The 17,247-nt window shown below is 69.5% G+C and carries 15 protein-coding genes and 2 pseudogenes; 12 read left to right on the forward strand and 5 right to left on the reverse strand.

Annotated elements, in window-relative coordinates:
- Positions 1–4: 4 nt before the first annotated feature.
- The 4 genes from BFV98_RS30555 (at position 5) to BFV98_RS30570 (ending at position 3,702) form a co-directional block, all read left to right on the forward strand.
- Complete coding sequence (locus BFV98_RS30555; RefSeq protein ID WP_030274753.1) at positions 5–331, forward strand: helix-turn-helix transcriptional regulator; 327 nt, start codon at positions 5–7, stop codon at positions 329–331.
- Positions 331–825 carry a GNAT family N-acetyltransferase gene (locus BFV98_RS30560; protein ID WP_030274750.1) on the forward strand — a complete coding sequence of 165 codons (495 nt, stop codon included), beginning with the start codon at positions 331–333 and terminating at the stop codon, positions 823–825. The genes BFV98_RS30555 and BFV98_RS30560 overlap by 1 nt, the downstream gene beginning before the upstream one ends.
- Before the next feature lie 76 nt (positions 826–901).
- A complete protein-coding gene (locus BFV98_RS30565; RefSeq protein ID WP_030274749.1) occupies positions 902–2,311 on the forward strand; it encodes an FAD-dependent oxidoreductase in 1,410 nt (469 codons plus the stop codon).
- Positions 2,311–3,702: an MFS transporter gene (locus BFV98_RS30570; RefSeq protein WP_082171418.1), complete on the forward strand. Its 1,392-nt coding sequence runs from the start codon at positions 2,311–2,313 to the stop codon at positions 3,700–3,702. Before BFV98_RS30565 ends, BFV98_RS30570 begins: the two co-directional genes overlap by 1 nt.
- Here BFV98_RS30570 and BFV98_RS30575 read toward each other — a convergent pair.
- Positions 3,674–4,372 carry a hypothetical protein gene (locus BFV98_RS30575; protein WP_047893942.1) on the reverse strand — a complete coding sequence of 233 codons (699 nt, stop codon included), beginning with the start codon at positions 4,370–4,372 and terminating at the stop codon, positions 3,674–3,676. The genes BFV98_RS30570 and BFV98_RS30575 overlap by 29 nt on opposite strands.
- A 316-nt stretch (positions 4,373–4,688) precedes the next feature.
- Between BFV98_RS30575 and BFV98_RS30580 the strand changes: the two genes are divergently transcribed.
- The 5 genes and pseudogenes from BFV98_RS30580 to BFV98_RS30600 all read left to right on the forward strand — a co-directional run.
- Positions 4,689–4,991 (forward strand): hypothetical protein, encoded by a 303-nt coding sequence (locus tag BFV98_RS30580; protein WP_143025381.1) that lies wholly within the window; start codon positions 4,689–4,691, stop codon positions 4,989–4,991.
- Complete coding sequence (locus BFV98_RS32865) at positions 4,981–5,268, forward strand: hypothetical protein (protein WP_053065512.1); 288 nt, start codon at positions 4,981–4,983, stop codon at positions 5,266–5,268. The genes BFV98_RS30580 and BFV98_RS32865 overlap by 11 nt, the downstream gene beginning before the upstream one ends.
- Positions 5,240–6,031, forward strand: coding sequence for a site-specific integrase (locus BFV98_RS30590; RefSeq protein WP_091331295.1), 792 nt, complete (start codon positions 5,240–5,242; stop codon positions 6,029–6,031). The genes BFV98_RS32865 and BFV98_RS30590 overlap by 29 nt, the downstream gene beginning before the upstream one ends.
- 401 nt (positions 6,032–6,432) lie before the next feature.
- A pseudogene (locus BFV98_RS30595) lies at positions 6,433–7,524 on the forward strand (IS256 family transposase).
- A gap of 85 nt (positions 7,525–7,609) precedes the next feature.
- Positions 7,610–7,792: pseudogene (locus BFV98_RS30600) on the forward strand (IS3 family transposase); the annotation flags it as partial.
- Here BFV98_RS30600 and BFV98_RS30605 read toward each other — a convergent pair.
- The 4 genes from BFV98_RS30605 to BFV98_RS30620 all read right to left on the reverse strand — a co-directional run bounded on the left by BFV98_RS30605 (position 7,768) and on the right by BFV98_RS30620 (position 12,379).
- Positions 7,768–9,222 carry a GH1 family beta-glucosidase gene (locus BFV98_RS30605; protein WP_013476094.1) on the reverse strand — a complete coding sequence of 485 codons (1,455 nt, stop codon included), beginning with the start codon at positions 9,220–9,222 and terminating at the stop codon, positions 7,768–7,770. The pseudogene BFV98_RS30600 and the gene BFV98_RS30605 sit on opposite strands and share 25 nt — an antisense overlap.
- The gene (locus BFV98_RS30610; protein ID WP_030274737.1) at positions 9,219–10,118 is read right to left on the reverse strand and encodes a carbohydrate ABC transporter permease; all 900 of its coding nucleotides are present in this window, start codon (positions 10,116–10,118) and stop codon (positions 9,219–9,221) included. Before BFV98_RS30610 ends, BFV98_RS30605 begins: the two co-directional genes overlap by 4 nt.
- Positions 10,119–10,128: 10 nt before the next feature.
- Positions 10,129–11,061, reverse strand: coding sequence for a carbohydrate ABC transporter permease (locus tag BFV98_RS30615; RefSeq protein WP_013476096.1), 933 nt, complete (start codon positions 11,059–11,061; stop codon positions 10,129–10,131).
- Between the two features lie 64 nt (positions 11,062–11,125).
- Positions 11,126–12,379: an ABC transporter substrate-binding protein gene (locus BFV98_RS30620; RefSeq protein WP_255368309.1), complete on the reverse strand. Its 1,254-nt coding sequence runs from the start codon at positions 12,377–12,379 to the stop codon at positions 11,126–11,128.
- A 306-nt stretch (positions 12,380–12,685) separates the two neighbouring features.
- On the opposite strand from BFV98_RS30620, the gene BFV98_RS30625 reads away from it, so the two are divergent.
- From BFV98_RS30625 to BFV98_RS30635, 3 genes are all read left to right on the forward strand, one after another.
- The gene (locus BFV98_RS30625; protein WP_230650269.1) at positions 12,686–13,681 is read left to right on the forward strand and encodes a LacI family DNA-binding transcriptional regulator; all 996 of its coding nucleotides are present in this window, start codon (positions 12,686–12,688) and stop codon (positions 13,679–13,681) included.
- 960 nt (positions 13,682–14,641) lie between these two features.
- Positions 14,642–15,871, forward strand: coding sequence for a serine protease (locus BFV98_RS30630; RefSeq protein WP_071098633.1), 1,230 nt, complete (start codon positions 14,642–14,644; stop codon positions 15,869–15,871).
- Between the two features lie 217 nt (positions 15,872–16,088).
- Entirely contained in the window at positions 16,089–17,156 is a 1,068-nt protein-coding gene (locus BFV98_RS30635) for a glycoside hydrolase family 43 protein (protein WP_069089513.1), read from the forward strand.
- The last annotated feature ends 91 nt before the right edge of the window (positions 17,157–17,247 follow it).

Raw genomic sequence — 17,247 nt, forward strand, 5'->3', positions numbered from 1 at the left:
GGTGGTGGGCGAACTCCTCGACCGGGATACCGCGCAGACCTACGCCTCGTGGTTCCGGGCCCTGGCGGACCCGACCCGGGTGCAGATCGTGGAGTACCTGGCCCGGCATGCCCGGCCGATGAGCGTGGGGGAGATCGTCGCAGCTGTCGGGCTCGCCCAGTCCACCGTCTCCCAACACCTGAAGATCCTGACCGAGGTGCGGTTCGTGCTCGTCGAGCCGGTCGGCACCGCCCGCCACTACCGCATCAACGACGCATGCGTCGGCTGCTTCCCCTCCGCCGCCGACGTCGTCATGGGCCGACCCGCCCCCACCGTGAAAGGAGCCTGCTGATGGCCGACATCACCGTCCGCCCGATGACCTCGGACGACGCCGATCGTGTCCTCGCCATCTACCAGGCTGGCCTCGACGCCGGCAACGCCAGCTTCGAGACCACCGCCCCGACCTGGACAGCATTCGACGCGGCCAAGCTGCCGGACCACCGCCTCGTGGCCGTCGACGCGGACGACACCGTCCTCGGGTGGGTGGCGGTCTCGCCGACATCGAGCCGCGCGGTCTACGCCGGGGTGGTCGAGCACTCCGTCTACGTCGACCCCGCCGCCCAAGGCCGTGGCGTAGCCCGGCTGCTGCTGGACGCGCTGATCGCCTCCACCGAGGCCGCCGGCATCTGGACCATCCAGTCCGGAATCTTCCCCGAGAACACCGCCAGTCTCACCCTGCACCAGCGGGCCGGCTTCCGCGTCATCGGCACCCGCGAGCGGGTCGGCCGGCACCACGGCCGGTGGCGCGACGTCGTCCTGCTCGAGCGGCGCAGCCCCGTCATCTGAACCCCTTCGGCTCCGCCCGCCCCAGCACAACTGCACCTTCTTGATTCGACAGTTTTCAACACAGAGGAGTTTTCCGATGAGCATCCCGAACGAGCTGCCCGTCGTGGTGATCGGCGCGGGCCCGGTGGGTCTGGCCGCCGCCGCCCACCTGCACGAGCGTGGCCTGCCCTTCCTTGTTCTGGAGGCCGGTGACACCGCCGGCGCGGCGGTGCGGCAGTGGGGGCACGTGCGGGTGTTCTCCCCGTGGCGGTACAACGTCGACCCGGCCGCCCGCCGCCTGCTCGACGACGCCGGCTGGGTCGCCCCGGCCGAGGACGCGCTGCCCACCGGCGCGGAGCTGGTCGCCGACTACCTCCAGCCCCTCGCGGAGCTGCCGCAGCTCAAGCCGCACCTGCGCTACGGCGCGCGGGTGGAGGCGATCAGCCGCCTCGGCCTGGACCGGCTGCGCACCGCCGGCCGCGAGCAGACGCCGTTCCTGATCCGCCTCGCCGACGGTGACGAACTGCTGGCCCGCGCGGTCATTGACGCCTCCGGCACCTGGGGCACCCCCAACGTCCTCGGCGCCTCCGGCCTGCCCGCCCGTGGAGAGAAGGACGTGGCCGCGTACCTGGAGCACGCCCTGCCCGACGTACTCGGCGCCGACCGGGACCGGTTCGCCGGCCGGCACACCCTGGTCGTCGGCGCCGGCCACTCCGCCGCGAACACGCTGCTCTCCCTGGCCGAGCTGGCCGCCGCCGAGCCGGGCACGGAGGTGACCTGGGCGATCCGCTCGGCCAGCCCCGCCCGCACCTACGGCGGCGGCGACGCCGACGCGCTGCCCGCCCGCGGCGCGCTCGGCTCCCGGCTGCGCGAACACGTGGACGCCGGCCGGATCCGGCTGCTCACCGGCTTCTGCGTGCACGCGCTCACCCCGGCCGACGGCCGGGTCGCCGTCGTTGTCCGGCACGCCGACGGTAGCGAGGAGGAGGTGATCGTCGACCGGATCGTTGCCGCGACCGGCTTCCGCCCGGACCACTCGATCGCCGCCGAACTGCGCCTGGACCTGGACCCGGTCATGGGCGCCACCCGGGCTCTCGCCCCGCTGATCGATCCGAACGAGCACTCCTGCGGCACCGTCCCCCCGCACGGCGTCCACGAGCTCGGACACCCGGAGTCCGGCTACTACGCCGTCGGCATGAAGAGCTACGGGCGCGCGCCGACGTTCCTCATGGCCACCGGCTACGAGCAGGTCCGCTCCGTCGTCGCCGCCCTCGCCGGCGACTGGCAGGCGGCCCGGGACGTCCAGCTCGACCTGCCCGAAACCGGCGTCTGCAACAGCAACCCCGCCGAGGCGACCGGCACCGACAGCAGCTGCGGCCCCGCCCCGCAGCCGGCCGGGAAGGGGCTTGCCACGGGCATCGCCGGTGGGCTGCTGTCCGCCCCGCTGAGCCTCATCAGCCTCGACACCTCGACCAGCGGCCAGACCGGCGGCTGCTGCGCCAGCTGATGACCACCACCACGATGGCGCCCGCCGACCCCACCGTCGGCGGGCACCACCGGTGGCGCATCGTCGCCGCCCTCGCGATCACCTCGACCGTCGGCTACGGCACCATCTACTACGCCTACGCCGTGCTGCTCGGCCCGATGGCGACCAGCCTCGGCGCCTCGATCACCGCCGTCACCGGGGCGCTGACCGTCAGCGTCCTCGCCGGCGCGTTGATGGCCATCGCGGTCGGCAGGTGGCTCGACCGGCACGGCGGACGGGCCCTCATGACCCTCGGCTCGATCACCGCCACCGCGCTGCTGATCGCCTGGTCCCAGGTCCAGACCATCGGGCAGCTCTACGCCGTCATGATCGGTGTCGGGATCACCGGCGCGATGGTCCTCTACGAACCCGCCTTCGCCGTCATCGTCTCCTGGTTCACCCCCGACCGACGCCCCACCGCCCTGCTTGCGGTCACCGTCGTCGCCGGGTTCGCCAGCACGATCTTCATGCCACTCACCGGCTACCTGGTCGCCCACCTCGGCTGGCGCGGCGCGCTCCTCACGCTCGCCGCCGTCCACGGCGTAGTGACCGTGCCGCTGCACGCCCTCACCGTTCGCAAACCGCCGCACGTCACAGCGTCCAACCCCACGCTGCGAACGGCCCACGCCTCGCGGCGGACGGCGGCGCGCGCCGCGATGCGCGATCCCCGGTTCTGGATCCTCGCCGCCGCCCTCATCGCCCACGGCGCCGCCACCAGCACCATCGGCGTCCACCTGGTCAGCTACCTGACCAGCCGCGGCCACCCGGCTACTTACGCCGCCACCGCCGCCGGCCTCCTCGGCGTCCTGTCCGTCACCGGAAGACTCGTCCTCACCGCCGCCCGACGCCGACTCCCCGTCACCACCATCGTCGCTGGCGTCTTCGCCATCCAAGCAGTCGCCGTCCTCGCTATGCCCCTCGCCGCCGGAACCCGCGTCGGAGCCATCGTCACCGTCACCGGATTCGGGCTCGGCTTCGGCATCGCCAGCCTCGCCACCCCAGCACTCCTCGTCGACCGCTACGGCACCACCGCCTACGCCACCATCGCGGGACGACTCGCCGCCCCCGTCACCACCGCCAAAGCCGCCGCACCCCTGCTTGCCGCCACGCTCCTACCGCACGGCGGCTACCACCTCTTACTCGCCGCCGTCAGCACCGCATGCCTCCTCGCCGCCATCAGCATGCGCACCGTGGGGGAGGCCAGGACCGACAGCGGCGAGTACCGCAACCAGCCGGACTTACCGCGTCCAGGAACCCGCGTGGCTGCCGTGCCAGGGCCAGATTCAGCTCAAGCACCGGCAGATGGCGAGCGTGCAGAAGGCCGACACAACGACAGCCCGACGTCTACCCCAGGTCCCACGCGGTCCACGTGACGACCCATGGCCGCCCGGGTCGCGCGGCCGGAAGCGGCTGATCCCCGAAGAGAACTGCTCCTACCGCCTCGGCGGCTGCCTGCATCTCCGCCTCCGCGTCCCGCAGCGGATCACACACCACCAGCAGGAGATCGCCGTGAACGAGTGTCTGGGCGTGGTGGCCCGTCTGCTGCCTGATCAGCGACCGAATCTCCTTCCGAAGGACGGCAAGCTGGTCACCGGGGACCTGCCGGACCTCCGCGTGCCCGTGCTCACGCACCACGTCGCAGACCACCTGCGCGACGACCGGGACTCTGCGGTCGACCGCCGGCGCGGGGAACAGGCGGTCCATCAGCGTCAGACACCGTCGGCACGTCGGCGCGAACGCCGGCTCCCGGTACCTGCTCAGCGTCCCGCCGTCACCGCCGACCATCAGCGCCCAGACCCGCCCGCACATCGTCGTGTGCTCCCAGATCGGCTCCCGCAGCGCCTCGACGTCATAACGCCGCTGGACTGCCTCACGCTCACTGTCCCCGCCCGTGAGGTAGTGGTCGGGTACGGCGCTGCGGCCCTGCTCCAACGGCCCCTGCCGGCGCGCGAGGTGCACGGCCTCACCGCCGGCGACCGCCACGAGAAGCAGCACGGCCTCCCCGGCGGTGATGACGTTCGGTCCGTGCAGGCCGTCACGCATGCCAGCAGTATGCCCGCCCCCGTTTGATGCCGGGCGGCCACACGCGAGGCTTGGTCCGGCCTCCAGAGCCCGCTGCCGTCAAGCTCGTCGAGCACGTCGACGCGGGACCGCATCTGCCGTTGTCGCCGGCATGACACAAGCTTCCCGCCTGTACGGCGAACAGCTCGTCCGGCCGCTCGTTCCTGCCGCCATGCCCACCTGGCCCCGCCCGTGCCCGAGGCCGATGCCGGCACTGCCCGTTCACGTTCCTCCGCGGGTGTTCGCCGCCGCGCAGGACGTGCTGCTGGGGATGGCTGTCCCGTCGAGCTGCGGCCGGGTGACCGCACAACAGCTCCTGCACCCGTTGGGCTGGGAGCCGGGCCGCCGCCTCGACATCCAGCCACCTCAGGGGATGCTCGTCGTCGGCTCGGCCCACGACGGACGGCACCAGATAGGCAGCCGCGGTGAGCTGCCTCTACCGGCACCTGCGCGGCGGATGTGCGGGATCGAGCCCGGCTGGCCGGTGCTGCTCGCTGCTCTCGTCATCCACGACCTGCTCGTCGTGCACCCCGCCAGCACCGTCATCGGCGTCCTCGCCGACCTACACACTCGACTTGCGGGAGCTGGACATGCCCGCTGACGCCACCGCCGACGCCGCAGCGCGGCAGGTCTTGGCTCACCTCGGCGTTACCCTGACCGACCTCCAATCCCACACCGACGGCCCAGCCCCCCTGCCGACGATCGCCGAGTACCTACCCCGCGTCATCGCCGCAGCAGGCCCCGGCGCCCAACGCACCTACGGCACCTACTGGCAGCGCATGGCCGCCGTCTGGCGCGACCGACCGCTGGACGCCGTCGCGGCCAGCGACGTCGAGGCCATGACAGCAGATGACCATCACTGCCCGGTCGCGGCGTAACAGCCGCAACGGCCGGCACGCGGGCGAGCATGTCATCGCCGCCGCTCGCGCTTTCTACTCCCGGGCTGTTGCTGATGGTCTGATCGACGCGTCGGCCAGTCCCGCCCATCGTGTCGCCAAACCCCGCCGCCTCCCTAGCACCCGCCGTGCCCTGACGTCCTACGAGTTGGAGGAGATCAATGCGGTGGCACGGACCAGCGGCAATGACGTCATCCTCGACGCCCTCCTGCTACGCCTGCACACCGAAAGCGCCTGCCGGCGCGGCGGCGCCCTCGCCCTGCGGCTTGTTGATCTGGACCGCTCCAACGGCCTCGTGCGCCTGAACGAGAAGAGCGGCACCGTACGGTGGCAGCCGATCAGCCTCGGCCTCGCCGAGCACCTGCACGAACACGCCCGCGTCCGCGGCGCAGTTCTGCCCACCGACCAACTGTTGCGCTACCGCAACGGCCTGCCGATCAGCAGCCGCCGCTACGACCACCTGTGGAAACGCATCGGGGAACGCCTGCCCTGGGTCGTCGTGCACGGCATCTCCACCCACTGGCTGCGGCACACCACGCTCACCTGGGTGGAACGCCACTTCGGCTACGGGGTAGCCCGCGCCTACGCGGGTCACACCGACAGCCCAGCATCGTCCACCATTACCTACATCAAAGCCGATCTCCACGACGTGGCCGACGCGCTGTCGGCGATGACCGGACAGCCACACCCATTCGCAAAAACGAGCGAGACCCCGAACGGCCCGGCGACAGACACCCTGCCCTGATTAGCCTATGTGACCCACCCGGGCGGCGTGCTGGGGAATGGCTCCGCATCGCGCCGAACGGCAATTTCAAGAACTCCGGATTCTTCGGCCGTATTGGTGCCAGCGCAGGCAGCAGAATTGATTGCATTAGTTGCGCCCTGGCGTGCTCGCGGGCAGCTCACGCCTGTAGTGTTACGCATCGTGAAGTGCTAGACTTAACGCATGAGCACCCGTTTGTATAACGGATGCTACATAGGAGTGTTCAGCTCCCCCCTCGGACACAAACGATAACCCCACGGTGCGCGCTGAGATCGGTTTCAGCGTGCACCGTTTGCGCTTCAGGGACTGCGTAGATTTGCGTGTTTGACCTGGGTGTGGTCCGTTGGACAGGACGTTGATCCTTGTCCGGGAAGGACCACGTCATGGCAGACAAGAAGAACGCTGTTCAGCTTCCTGAACCGACGTCGGCGGAGGTGGAGTTCGCTCAGCAGTTGGTCGAGCGGGCCAAGGCCGACGGAGTGTCGTTGGTCGGGCCGGGTGGGCTCCTCGCGGGGATCACCCGGACCGTCCTGGAATCAGCGCTCGGTGCGGAGCTGGATGCTCACCTCGACGAGGCTGGCGTCGAGGAGGCCACCGGCCGGCGGGTCAACATCCGTAACGGGCACGGTGCGAAGACGGTGCAGACCGAGGTTGGGCCGGTGCGGATCCCAGGTCCCGCGGGATCGGACGGGTTCGTTCACGCCGCGGATCGTCCCGAAGCACACCCGCCGGCTGGACGGGTTCAACGAGGCGATCCTGTCGCGGTATGCCACAGGGCTGACCACCGGGGAGATTTCCGCGCATCTGGCGGACGTGTATGACGCCGACGTGTCCCGGGAGTTGATCAGCCGGGTCACCGACGGCGTGGTGGACGAGATGGAGGCTTGGCGGCAACGGCCCCTCGACAGGGTCTATCCGGTGGTGTTCATCGACGCCCTGGTGATGAGGATCCGCCAGGGGCAGGTCGCGAACCGGCCCGTCTACGTCGTGGTCGGTATCAGCCTCGACGGGGAACGCGACGTGCTCGGTATGTGGGCCGGTACCGGCCGGGAGGGCGCCAAGGAGTGGGCCGGTTACCTCACCGAGCTGCGCAACCGCGGTGTCGAGGACGTGTTCATGGTCTGCTCTGACGGCCTCAAGGGCATGACCGACGCGATCGAGCAGGTCTGGCCGCTGGCGGTGCACCAGCAGTGCGTCGTGCACCCTGGCCGCAGTTCGTGCCGTTCCTGGACTACGACCACGAGGTCCGCAAAGTCCTCTACACGACCAACATCATCGAGAGCCTGAACGCCCGGTTCCGTCAGGCCGCCCGCCGGCGGGGCCACTTTCCGGCCGAGCAGGCCGCGATGAAGGTGCTCTACCTCGTCGTCCAGCAGAAACGTAAGGGAGGCGGGAGCATGACCGGCCGGGTCTACGGTTGGGCCAAGGCCCTCAACGCCCTGATCCTCGCTTACGGCGACCGGATCGCCATCTAACAATCCCGATCACACCACAGGCCCAAACACGGAAATCGACACACTCCCGGGAAACATCACCTCCCCGCTTGGGGAGGATCGAGAGATGGCAGGAACGAAGCCGTATCCGCTGGAGTTGCGGGAGCGGGCGGTGCGGATGGTGGCGGAGGTGCGGCCGAACTACGAGTCGGACTGGGCGGCGACCACGGCGGTGGCGGCCCGGCTCGGGATCGGTACGGCCGAGACGTTGCGCAAGTGGGTCCGTCAGGCGCAGGTCGACGATGGGCAGGTGGAGGTGCGTTTCCGCCACACCCGCAAGCGGTCACGCAGCCAGTGGTAGCTGGCCTTGGGCGTACGGGATCCGGTGCCGTAGTCGACGTGGGCCAGACCGAAGCGGGGCCCATACCCGCGGGCCCACTCGAAGTTGTCGATGAGCGACCAGTAGAAGTACCCTCGCAGATCGAGCCGGTCGTCGACGGCGGCCGCACGGGCCGCCGCCGCCAGGTGCCCGGCCACGAACGAGATCCGTTCCGGGTCCGGCTCGGGTTCGTCCCGCAGGTCGGCGCAGCCGTTCTCCGTCACGTACACGGCAGGCAGGCCCGGGTAACGGTCCGCGAGCCCGGTCAGGGTGTCGAAGAGCCCTTGCGGCTCCACCGGCCAGCCCAGGTCGGTGGTGGGCAACCCGTTTGGCCGTAGCTGCCGGACCCCGATGTCGAACGCGCTGCGCAGCGCCGGGTCGGGCTGCTCGTATGGGGCGTCGGCGACGTGCACCCGGTAGTAGTAGTTGACACCGAGGAAGTCCAACGGTGTCGAGATCACCGCCAGGTCACCGTCCCGGCGGAACGACAGATCGCTCACCCCGGCGTAGAGCCGCTCGAACCCGGACGGGTACGCGCCGCCCAGCACCGGATCCGTGAACTGCCGGTTGAGCATGAGGTCCTGCCGATCCGCCGCCGCCCGGTCGGCCTCGGTATCGCTGGCCGGCACGGCGGGGGAGAGGTTGAGCGTGATGCCGACGCGCGCCCGCGGGCCGGCGGCGGACCGGACTGCGGCGACCGCCCTGCCGTGCCCGAGCAGCAAATGGTGGGCGGCGGCCAGGGCACCGTGTCCTTCGGCGGCGCCGGGCGCGTGCCGGCCCTCCGCGTAGCCGACCATCGACGAGCAGTACGGCTCGTTCAGCGTGATCCAGTCCTGGACCCGGTCACCGAGGACGCCCGCCACCGCGGCGGCGTACTCGGCGAACCACTCGGCGGTATCCCGTACCCGCCAGCCACCCTCGTCCTCGAGCGCCTGGGGCAGATCCCAGTGGTACAGCGTGACGAACGGCCGGATGCCGTGCCCGCACAGGGCGTCGACGAGCCGGTCGTAGTAGTCGAGGCCCCGCCGGTTCACCGCGCCCCGCCCTGCCGGCATGACCCGTGGCCAGGCGATCGAGAAACGGTAGGCGTCCACGCCGAGGCCGGCCAGCAGGTCCACGTCCTCCCGCCAGCGGTGGTAGCTGTCACAGGCGACCGAGCCGGAGGTGCCGTCGTCGACGGCACCGGGGCGGCGGCAGAAGGTGTCCCAGATCGACGGCCCGCGGCCGTCCTCGTCGACCGCCCCCTCGATCTGGTACGCCGCGGTGGCCGCGCCCCAGCTGAAGCCGGCCGGCAGGTCCGGCAGCTCGGGCAGGTCCGGCTGGGTTGCGGCCGCGGCGGCACCTTGGGATGTGGTGGTCATCCCTTCACCGCCCCCTGCATGATGCCGTCGACGAGATGCCGGCCGAGGAGCATGAAGACGACGAGGATCGGCAGCGTGGCGAGCAACGTGCCGGTCAGCGTCAGGGTGTAGTCGGTGGTGTAGCCGCTGGCCAGTGCGGAGAGCGCCACCTGCACGGTCGCGTTGTTCTGCAGCACGACCAGCGGCCAGAAGAAGTCGTTCCACGCCTGCATGAAGGTGAACAGCCCGAGCACCGCCGCGGCGGGGCGGGCCGCCGGCAGGACGATGTGCCAGTACAGGCCGAACGTGCTGGACCCGTCGACGCGGCCGGCCTCCAGCAGTTCGTCGGGCACGGCGCGGCCGAGGTACTGGGTCATGAAGAAGACGCCGAACGCGGTTACCAGCCCAGGCACGATCACGGCGGTGAGGCGTCCGGTCCAGCCGAGGTCGGCCATCAGGATGTACAGCGGGATGATGCCGAGCTGGTGCGGCACCATCGAGGTCGCGATGGCCACGACGAGAAGCGCCTTTCGGCCTCGGAACCGCAGTTTGGCGAACGCGAACCCGGCCAGGGTCGAGAAGAACACCACGGAGACGGTGATTGATCCGCTGACGATGAAGGAGTTCACCAGGGCCCGGCCGAAGTCGGTCGTGTCGAACACGCGCGCGATGTTGTCGAAGAGGTGCCCGCCGGGCACCAGGGCCGGCGGCACCTTCGTGACGGCGTCGCTGGTCTGCGAGGACACGACGATGGACCAGTAGAGCGGGAAGACTGACCCGGCCACGACCGCCAGCAGGGCGCCGTAGCTCCAGACCGAGCCCTTGCGTGGGTACCCGAAGCTCCGGCGCCGGTGGGACCGGCGTTGCGGCGGCGAGGGTGTGGTGCCGGTCTGTGCGGGGTCCGCGAGGGTGGTCACGGCGTCCTCCTCAGTCCTCGTCCTTGGCGATGCGCCGGGTGAGCAGGAAGTTGATGATCGCGAAGATGGCGATGACCAGACAGAGCGTCCAGGCGACCGCCGAGGCGTAGCCGAAGCGGAACTCCCGGAACCCCTGCTCGTACATGAACAGGGCGACGGTCTGGAACTGCCGGTCGGAGCCGCCGGTGGGCGTCTGGGAGCTGGCGAACAGCAGGGGTTCGGCCATGATCTGCAGGCCGCCAATCGTCGAGATCACCGTGGTGAAGATGATCGTCGGCCGCAGCATCGGGACGGTGATCCGCCTGAACTGCTGACCCTGCGACGCGCCGTCGAGGTCGGCGGCCTCGTACAGGTGGTGCGGGATCGCCTGCATCGAGGCGAGGTAGATGAGGGCGTTGTAGCCGGTCCACCGCCAGGCGACGATGAACGAGATGGCCAGGTGGGAGCTCCAGGTGTTGGCCTGCCAGTCGATCGGGCCGATGCCGACGAGGCCGAGCGCCCAGTTGACCATGCCGAAGTCGCGGCCGAACAGCTGGGTGAAGACGATCGTCACCGCCACGATCGAGGTGACGTTGGGCAGCAGCACGCCCATCCGTAGCGCGGTGCGGGCCCGCAGCCGGTGGTTGAGCAGGTGGGCGATCCAGAGCGCGGCGAGCAGTTGCGGCACGGTGGACAGCACCCAGATGCTGAGTGTGTTGCCCAGGGCGTTCCAGAAGTACGCGTCCTGCAGCATCTCGCGGTAGTTCGCGAGGCCGACCCAGCGGTGCGACCCGGAGTCGAGCAGGTCCCAGTCATTGAACGAGACGTACGCCGTGTACAGCAGCGGGAACAGCCCGAACGCGCCGAACAGCAGGAAGAACGGGAGGATGTAGAGGTAGGGCGAGCCTTTGGTGTCGAGCCGGCTCAGGCCGGCCCGGCGGGCCTGGTGGAGGTAGGTGGCCATCGTCGATCCTTCGTCGCCGGGGGCCGCCGGCGGTCAGGGGCGACCGCCGGCGGCGCGGGTCGAGTTACTTGGCGAGGCGCTCGACGTCGCTGACCATCTGCTTCCAGGACTCGTCGGAGCTTTGCTTGCCCTGTTCGATGCGGACGAGGGCGTCGCGGATGGTGGTCTGCACATCCCCGGCTCGCGGGCCCTGGTGCTGGGGCTTGAGTTGCTTTGCCGCGGTGGTGAAGAGCTGGCCCACCGGGGCGTTGTTGAAGAAGGCGTCCTTGTACTGGGCAATGTCAGGCTTGTCGTACAGCGCCGGGATGGACGGCAGGTTGCCCCGCGCGGTGAACACCTTGGCCTGCTGTTCCGGGGCGGTCAGCCACGCCGCGAGCTTCTTGGCCTCCTCGATGTGCTTGCCCTGCTTGGGAACGGTGAGGTATGAGCCGCCCCAGTTGCCGCCGCCGCCCGGGACGCTCGCCACGTCCCACTTGCCGGCGGCATGCTTCGCCTGGTCCTTGATCTTGGCCATCATCCAGGCCGGGCACGCTATGGTGGCGAACTGGTCCTTCGCGAAGCCGTTGTTCCACTCCTGCGAGCTGCCGATCAGCCTGGCCGACAGGCTGCTCTGGATCGCCGTCACCGTCAGGTCCCAGGCCTTGCGGACATCGGGGTTGGTGCCCACGACGATGCCGTTGTCCTCGTTGTAGTACCCGACCGGGGCCTGGCCGATGATGGCGTTGAACAGTTGGCCTCCGCCATCGAAGAAGGCGCTGCCGGCCGGGGCCTTCGCCGCGTACCGCTTGCCGAACTCGATGTACTTGTCCCAGCCGCTGCCCCAGGCGGCCGACACCTGGTCGCGGTCGAACGGCATGCCGGCCTTCTCGAACAGGTCACGCCGATAGCAGATGGCCAGGCCGCCGACGTCGGTGCCGTACCCGATCTGCTTGCCGTCCTTGGCCAGCGACGCCGCCCACTTCCAGTCGAGGTACTCGGACTGGCGGTCCTTGCCCAGGTCGACGAAGAGGTTGCCCCGCTCGCGCATCTGCGCGATGAAGCCCGTGTCGACGCCCTCGATGTCGCCCGCGCCGGAGCCGGTGGCCAGGTGGGTGATCAGGTCGCGATGATGGTCGTTGTAGGCGGCCGTGCGCTTCTGGATCGTGATGTTCGGGTGCGACTTCTGGTACTCGGCGTACAGGTCCTGGTACCCGAAGTTGCCGAACAGGTTGACGTTCAGGGTGATCTTTTCGTTGCCGCCGCCGGAGCCTCCCTCGGTGCCGGTGCCACACGCGGTCAGCAGTACTCCGGCGGCCAGGGTGGCCGCCGCCAGTCGCAACAGTCGTTTTGGGTGCATGCCAGGGAACCCTTTCGTGCGATCATGTAACCGGTTACTTGAAACCGGTTACATTGTCGGCGAAGCGATGGTGGTGGGGGTGGGTGGAGTTGGATGAAGATCGGATGCCGGCTGAGTTGCGGGTGACCGCCGGTGAGCGCCTGTCCTGGGAAGTGTGAACGGGTTCGGCTAGGGGGTGTCAAGTTACAAAACGGTAACGGTCGATGCGTCTTGACCGGCGGACATCGCTGGCGTTACGGTCGTGAAACCGGTTACAGAGAAGGCACCATATTGACCACAATTAGGGAGTTGGCGCGCCGCTCCGGCGTGTCCGTCGCCACCGTGTCCCGCGTCTTCAACACCCCCGAGGTCGTCAGCCAGCACACCCGCCAGCGCATCCTCGACCTGGCCGCCGAGATCGGCTACCTGCCGAACGGGTCGGCCCGGACGCTCGCCACGAAGAAATCCAACATGGTGGGCCTGGTATGGGACACCGACCATCGCCGCCCTGGATGGCGCCACCCGTTCCTGCAGGAGATCCTCGTCGCGCTCAAGACGGCGCTCAGCGCGCACGGGCTGAACCTGCTCATGCTCGCCGGCCACGACGCGGCGGGGCCCGACGACGGGCAGCGATACGTGCGCGCCGTCCGCCAGCACAATCTCGACGGCGCCGTCATCATCGACAACGGCACCCGGGACCCAGCCGTGCTCGCCCTCGTCGAAGCCCAGGTGCCGTGCGTCGCTCTCGACCTGCGGGTCGACGGCCCGACGTCGACCTACATCACCTCGGACAATGCCGGCGGCGCGGCGCTCGCCGTGCGCCACCTCGTCGAACGCGGCCACCGGCGCATCGCCACCATCACCGGCCCGCTGCGAACCTGGCCGGGAGCCGAACGGCTCGTCGGCTTCCGGGCCGCTCTGGCCGGGGCCGGCCTGCCGCTCGCCGACAGCCACGTCATCGAGGGAGACTTCTATCTCGACGGCGGTCACGCCGCGATGAACCGGCTGCTCGCCCTCGACGACCGCCCTACCGCAGTGTTCGTCGCCGGTGACGAGATGGCTGTCGGCGCGATGCGCGCGGCCCAGGCGGCCGGCCTACGGATCCCCGACGACATTGCGATTATCGGCTTCGACGACATCGAAGTGGCCGCGCTGATCCCGCCCGGGCTCAGCACCGTCGCCCAAAACAAGCCCGGCTTCGGCACGGCCGCCGCCGAGGCGCTGGTCGCCATGCTGCACGGCGGCGACGACCCGCCCAAGCCGACCGTGTTGCCGACGACGCTGGTCGTCCGCGGCTCCACCTGACCCGAACCGCGCGACGTCGGCGCCGTCCCGCTCTGGATCGTGCTGCTGCTCGCGGTTGCTGTTGCCGGAGCCGCTGTCACCGCCCCCGCAACCGGGCCTGCCTCGAGCGTCACACCCGTGCCTGGGCGAGGTCGCGGCCGGCGGTGGCTCGAATGATCCGGGGCCAGGTCCATGCGGCGCGCAGGATGAAGGCCAGAGGAGCGGGTCCCACAGTTCGAAGTCTTGATGGCGGCCATCGGGCGATGGAGCGACTGGGTCTCGTCGCCCGCCCGAAGTGGTCACCGAGGCCGGGCAGAACGGAAGGCTTTGGCCTGCGGTGATGTGGGCGATGAATCCGGTGTGACCTCCCAGAGAACTCCGGAAGTGGTCACGCGCATCGCTCCCGCTTGACTGGTGTCGGCTGTTGTCTCGAAGCTCGCTGACGTCAGCCAACAGGGCTTCGTCGTGTCACCGCATGGCACGGATGCCATCGCGGTGACGTCGGCATGCATCCCGGGGGCTGAGACTCGAATCCCACCCGAAGCCTGCTGACCAGGGCATCGTGCTCGGTGACCTCTTCGGCGAGCCCGAAGGTTCATGCAGCCGGGTTTCCTGACCGACGCGACGTTGTCCGGGCGGGGAGGTCAGCTAGACCCCGGAACGACCGCGACGCCCGAGGGCGTGGTCACCGATCGACCTGCGGTCGTCACATCCGACTGAAGCTGTCGATGCCTCCGTCCGCAGCCGCAGGAGGGCCGGGGCGTTACGCCATCTCGGCATCCCCACGGACCCGCGGGGGCGGGCGACCGTGCGGCGCTCCGGCCTCGCTGCCGGGCCGGCCGTGGAAGGCGAGCGGACGGGCGCGGGCAGCCGTTCGATTTGGCGGTACCGCATCCCGCCACCAATCGATACTCTTCTATAAAAGCTCGTGCGAGGGAGCCCGTCGGAACGGCATCCGCCGTTCCTCGGAAAGGAGTGCGGATGAGACACATGTTGCGGCGCGGTGCGCGATACGCGGCGGTAGTGCTCGGCGTGTGGGCGCTCGGGGTGAGCATGCTGCCCGCGTCCGCCTCCGGGGCGAATCCGGCCCGGCCGGTGGCTCCGGCGTCGGTCCGGGCGCCGGAGGCTGCACAGTTCTCCGCCGAAGGCGTCACCACGGTGGGTGAGCTGCGCACACTCGACACCACCCGCACCGCCGACCGGCCGGGTGCGCGTCAGCTCATCCGGCATCCCGGCGCCACGTACGTCAAGGTCCACTTCAGTGCACTGCGGCTGAACGAGGGGGACTACGTCACGGTGTCCAGCCCGGATGGCCGGGAGACCTACCGGTACGACCGGAGCCTCGACCGGACGACCGGCTCGGACTACACCACCGACGGCGGGCCGGGCTTCTGGGCGATGTCCGTGACGGGGGATACCGCCGTGGTGACGCTGCACAGCGCGGGGCCCGCTCGCGCGGTCGTCGACATCGACCGGTTCTGGCGAGGGTACGACCAGGCCGAGATCGCCCAGCACAACTTCTCGACCACGTCCGTCTGTAGCACCGACGCCCGCCGGGACGTGGTCTGCTACCAGAGCACACACCCCACCGAGTACGCCCGGGGCCGGGCGGTGGCACGGTTGCTCATCGGTGGCGGCGGACTGTGCACCACCTGGCGGGTCGGGAACACCAACCGGATGCTGACCAACAAGCACTGCTTCTCGACCCAGTCCGCGGTCAGCGCCAGCGAGGCGCAGTTCAACTACCAGTGCGCCACCTGCGGTGGCAGCAACCCCGGCCCGGGCACGAAGGTGAGCGGTGCGACCCTCTACCGGGTGAGCAGCGGTGGCTCGGGTGAACTGGACTACGCGCTCTACTCGGTGAACAATTTCGCCGCGATCCAGGGGTTCGGCACGCTCTACCTGAGGACGACCGCGACCAGCACCGGCACGCGGATGTACGTGCCCGGGCACGGTGATGGCAGCCCGAAGCGACTGTCGATCTACGAGGACACGCAGAACGGTGGTGTCTGCACGGTGCGCAACGCGAACTACAACACCTGGAACATCAGTTACAGCTGCGACACCTCGGGCGGCAACTCGGGTTCCCCGGTACTCGACGCCAGTCACCGCGTCATCGCCCTGCACCACCTCGGTGGGTGCCCGTCCAACCAGGGGGCGAAGGCACACCTGATCTACAACGAGATCGCCGGGCTGATCGACAACGGCTGACGGGCGCTTGCCGGTGGCTCGCCGACCGCACCCGGCGGCCGGGCCACCGGCGCGTCGCGGTCGCACGCGCCGGCCGACGGTCGGTCCGTTGCCCCCACCCGCACTCGATCCGAGTCGTTGGTTGACACGACGAGCGTCGATTGGTCAGTCTGGGAGAGCGCTCTTGCGCGCCGGGAGGTCAGCCGCCTCTCGTTTCTAGCGGGAACCGGTCGATGCCATGAGACGGCAGCGGATGCTCGGCAAGCTCCTCGTCGCCGTTCTGCTCGCCGCGGCCGGCTTGTGGCAGGTGGGGTTCGTCTACTCGCCGGCCGAAGCCGCGCAGAGCATCCGTGCGGCGGATCCCAGTGTCATCCGGGTCGGCGGCACCTACATCTCCACCCAGTCGGTCGGTGACGGCATCGCCGTTCGTCAAGCCTCGTCACCCGACCAGTTGAGCGGGGCGGTTCAGCGCCAGGTGTGGACGGACACCCGGGGCCGCGGCGGCGTCTGGGCACCGGAGATCGTCCTTGACGGTGGACGCTACTACATCTACTTCGCGCTGGGCGCGGGCAGCAGTCGCCGCACGTTCGTGATCAGCTCGACGTCGCCGGACGGTGGGTACACTGCCGAGCAGAAACTGGCCCTGCCGGACGACAAGTGGGCGATCGACGGGTCGTTGTTCACGTTCAACGGACAGCGCTGGTTCGTCTGGTCCGGATGGGCCGGTGACACCAACGTCGAGCAGAACATCTACCTCGCCAGGATGAGCAGCCCGACCACGCCGGTCGGGGCGCGCTACGTCATCTCCCAACCCCGGGAGCCGTGGGAGCGGGTGGTCGGCAACCCGTTCATCAACGAGGGGCCGGAGCCGATTCGAGACCCGAATGGCCAGTTGCACATCGTCTACTCCGCCAACGGCAGCTGGAGCGACCAGTACTGTCTCGCGGACCTGCGACTGCGGGCCGGAGGCGACCCGACGTACGTGTGGGACTGGTACAAGTCCAACGGCTGCCTGTTCGGCTCGAACCGGTCCACCATGATGTCCGGCTGGGATCCGACCCTCTACGTCAACGGCCCCGGGCATCACACCTTCGTGCTGCTGCATGGCGACATCGCCACGAGCCCACCGGCCGGGCCGCGATTCCCGCTGATGTTCCACGCGGTGCCGAAGGGAACGCCCTACACCTGGAGCAACCGGTTCTGGTACACCGGCACGTTCTGCTGGTGGGGCAACACCACCTACCGGCGGGCTAACGTCCCCGGCCCGAACACCGACACCGGCTGGAGCCTGAAGTTCTTCGAGTAGCGGCCGGTAGGGGGACCACACGGGCGGCGGACAGCGCGGACGCCACTCGTCCGCGTGTCGGCATCCGGGCCCGCCCGGTGGCGTGCAACAG

The sequence above is a fragment of the Micromonospora sp. WMMB235 genome, from assembly GCF_001855515.1.
In the GTDB taxonomy this organism is placed as follows: Bacteria; Actinomycetota; Actinomycetes; order Mycobacteriales; family Micromonosporaceae; genus Micromonospora; species Micromonospora aurantiaca.

Bases quoted from the DNA above. Each gene is read 5' to 3' on its own strand.
- BFV98_RS30560 (WP_030274750.1), top strand. From the start codon at position 331: ATGGCCGACATCACCGTCCGCCCGATGACCTCGGACGACGCCGATCGT.
- BFV98_RS30590 (WP_091331295.1), top strand. From the start codon at position 5,240: ATGACCATCACTGCCCGGTCGCGGCGTAACAGCCGCAACGGCCGGCAC.
- BFV98_RS30575 (WP_047893942.1), bottom strand. From the start codon at position 4,372: ATGCGTGACGGCCTGCACGGACCGAACGTCATCACCGCCGGGGAGGCC.
- BFV98_RS30635 (WP_069089513.1), top strand. From the start codon at position 16,089: ATGAGACGGCAGCGGATGCTCGGCAAGCTCCTCGTCGCCGTTCTGCTC.
- BFV98_RS30605 (WP_013476094.1), bottom strand. From the start codon at position 9,222: ATGACCACCACATCCCAAGGTGCCGCCGCGGCCGCAACCCAGCCGGAC.
- BFV98_RS30570 (WP_082171418.1), top strand. From the start codon at position 2,311: ATGACCACCACCACGATGGCGCCCGCCGACCCCACCGTCGGCGGGCAC.
- BFV98_RS30630 (WP_071098633.1), top strand. From the start codon at position 14,642: ATGAGACACATGTTGCGGCGCGGTGCGCGATACGCGGCGGTAGTGCTC.
- BFV98_RS30565 (WP_030274749.1), top strand. From the start codon at position 902: ATGAGCATCCCGAACGAGCTGCCCGTCGTGGTGATCGGCGCGGGCCCG.
- BFV98_RS30615 (WP_013476096.1), bottom strand. From the start codon at position 11,061: ATGGCCACCTACCTCCACCAGGCCCGCCGGGCCGGCCTGAGCCGGCTC.
- BFV98_RS32865 (WP_053065512.1), top strand. From the start codon at position 4,981: ATGCCCGCTGACGCCACCGCCGACGCCGCAGCGCGGCAGGTCTTGGCT.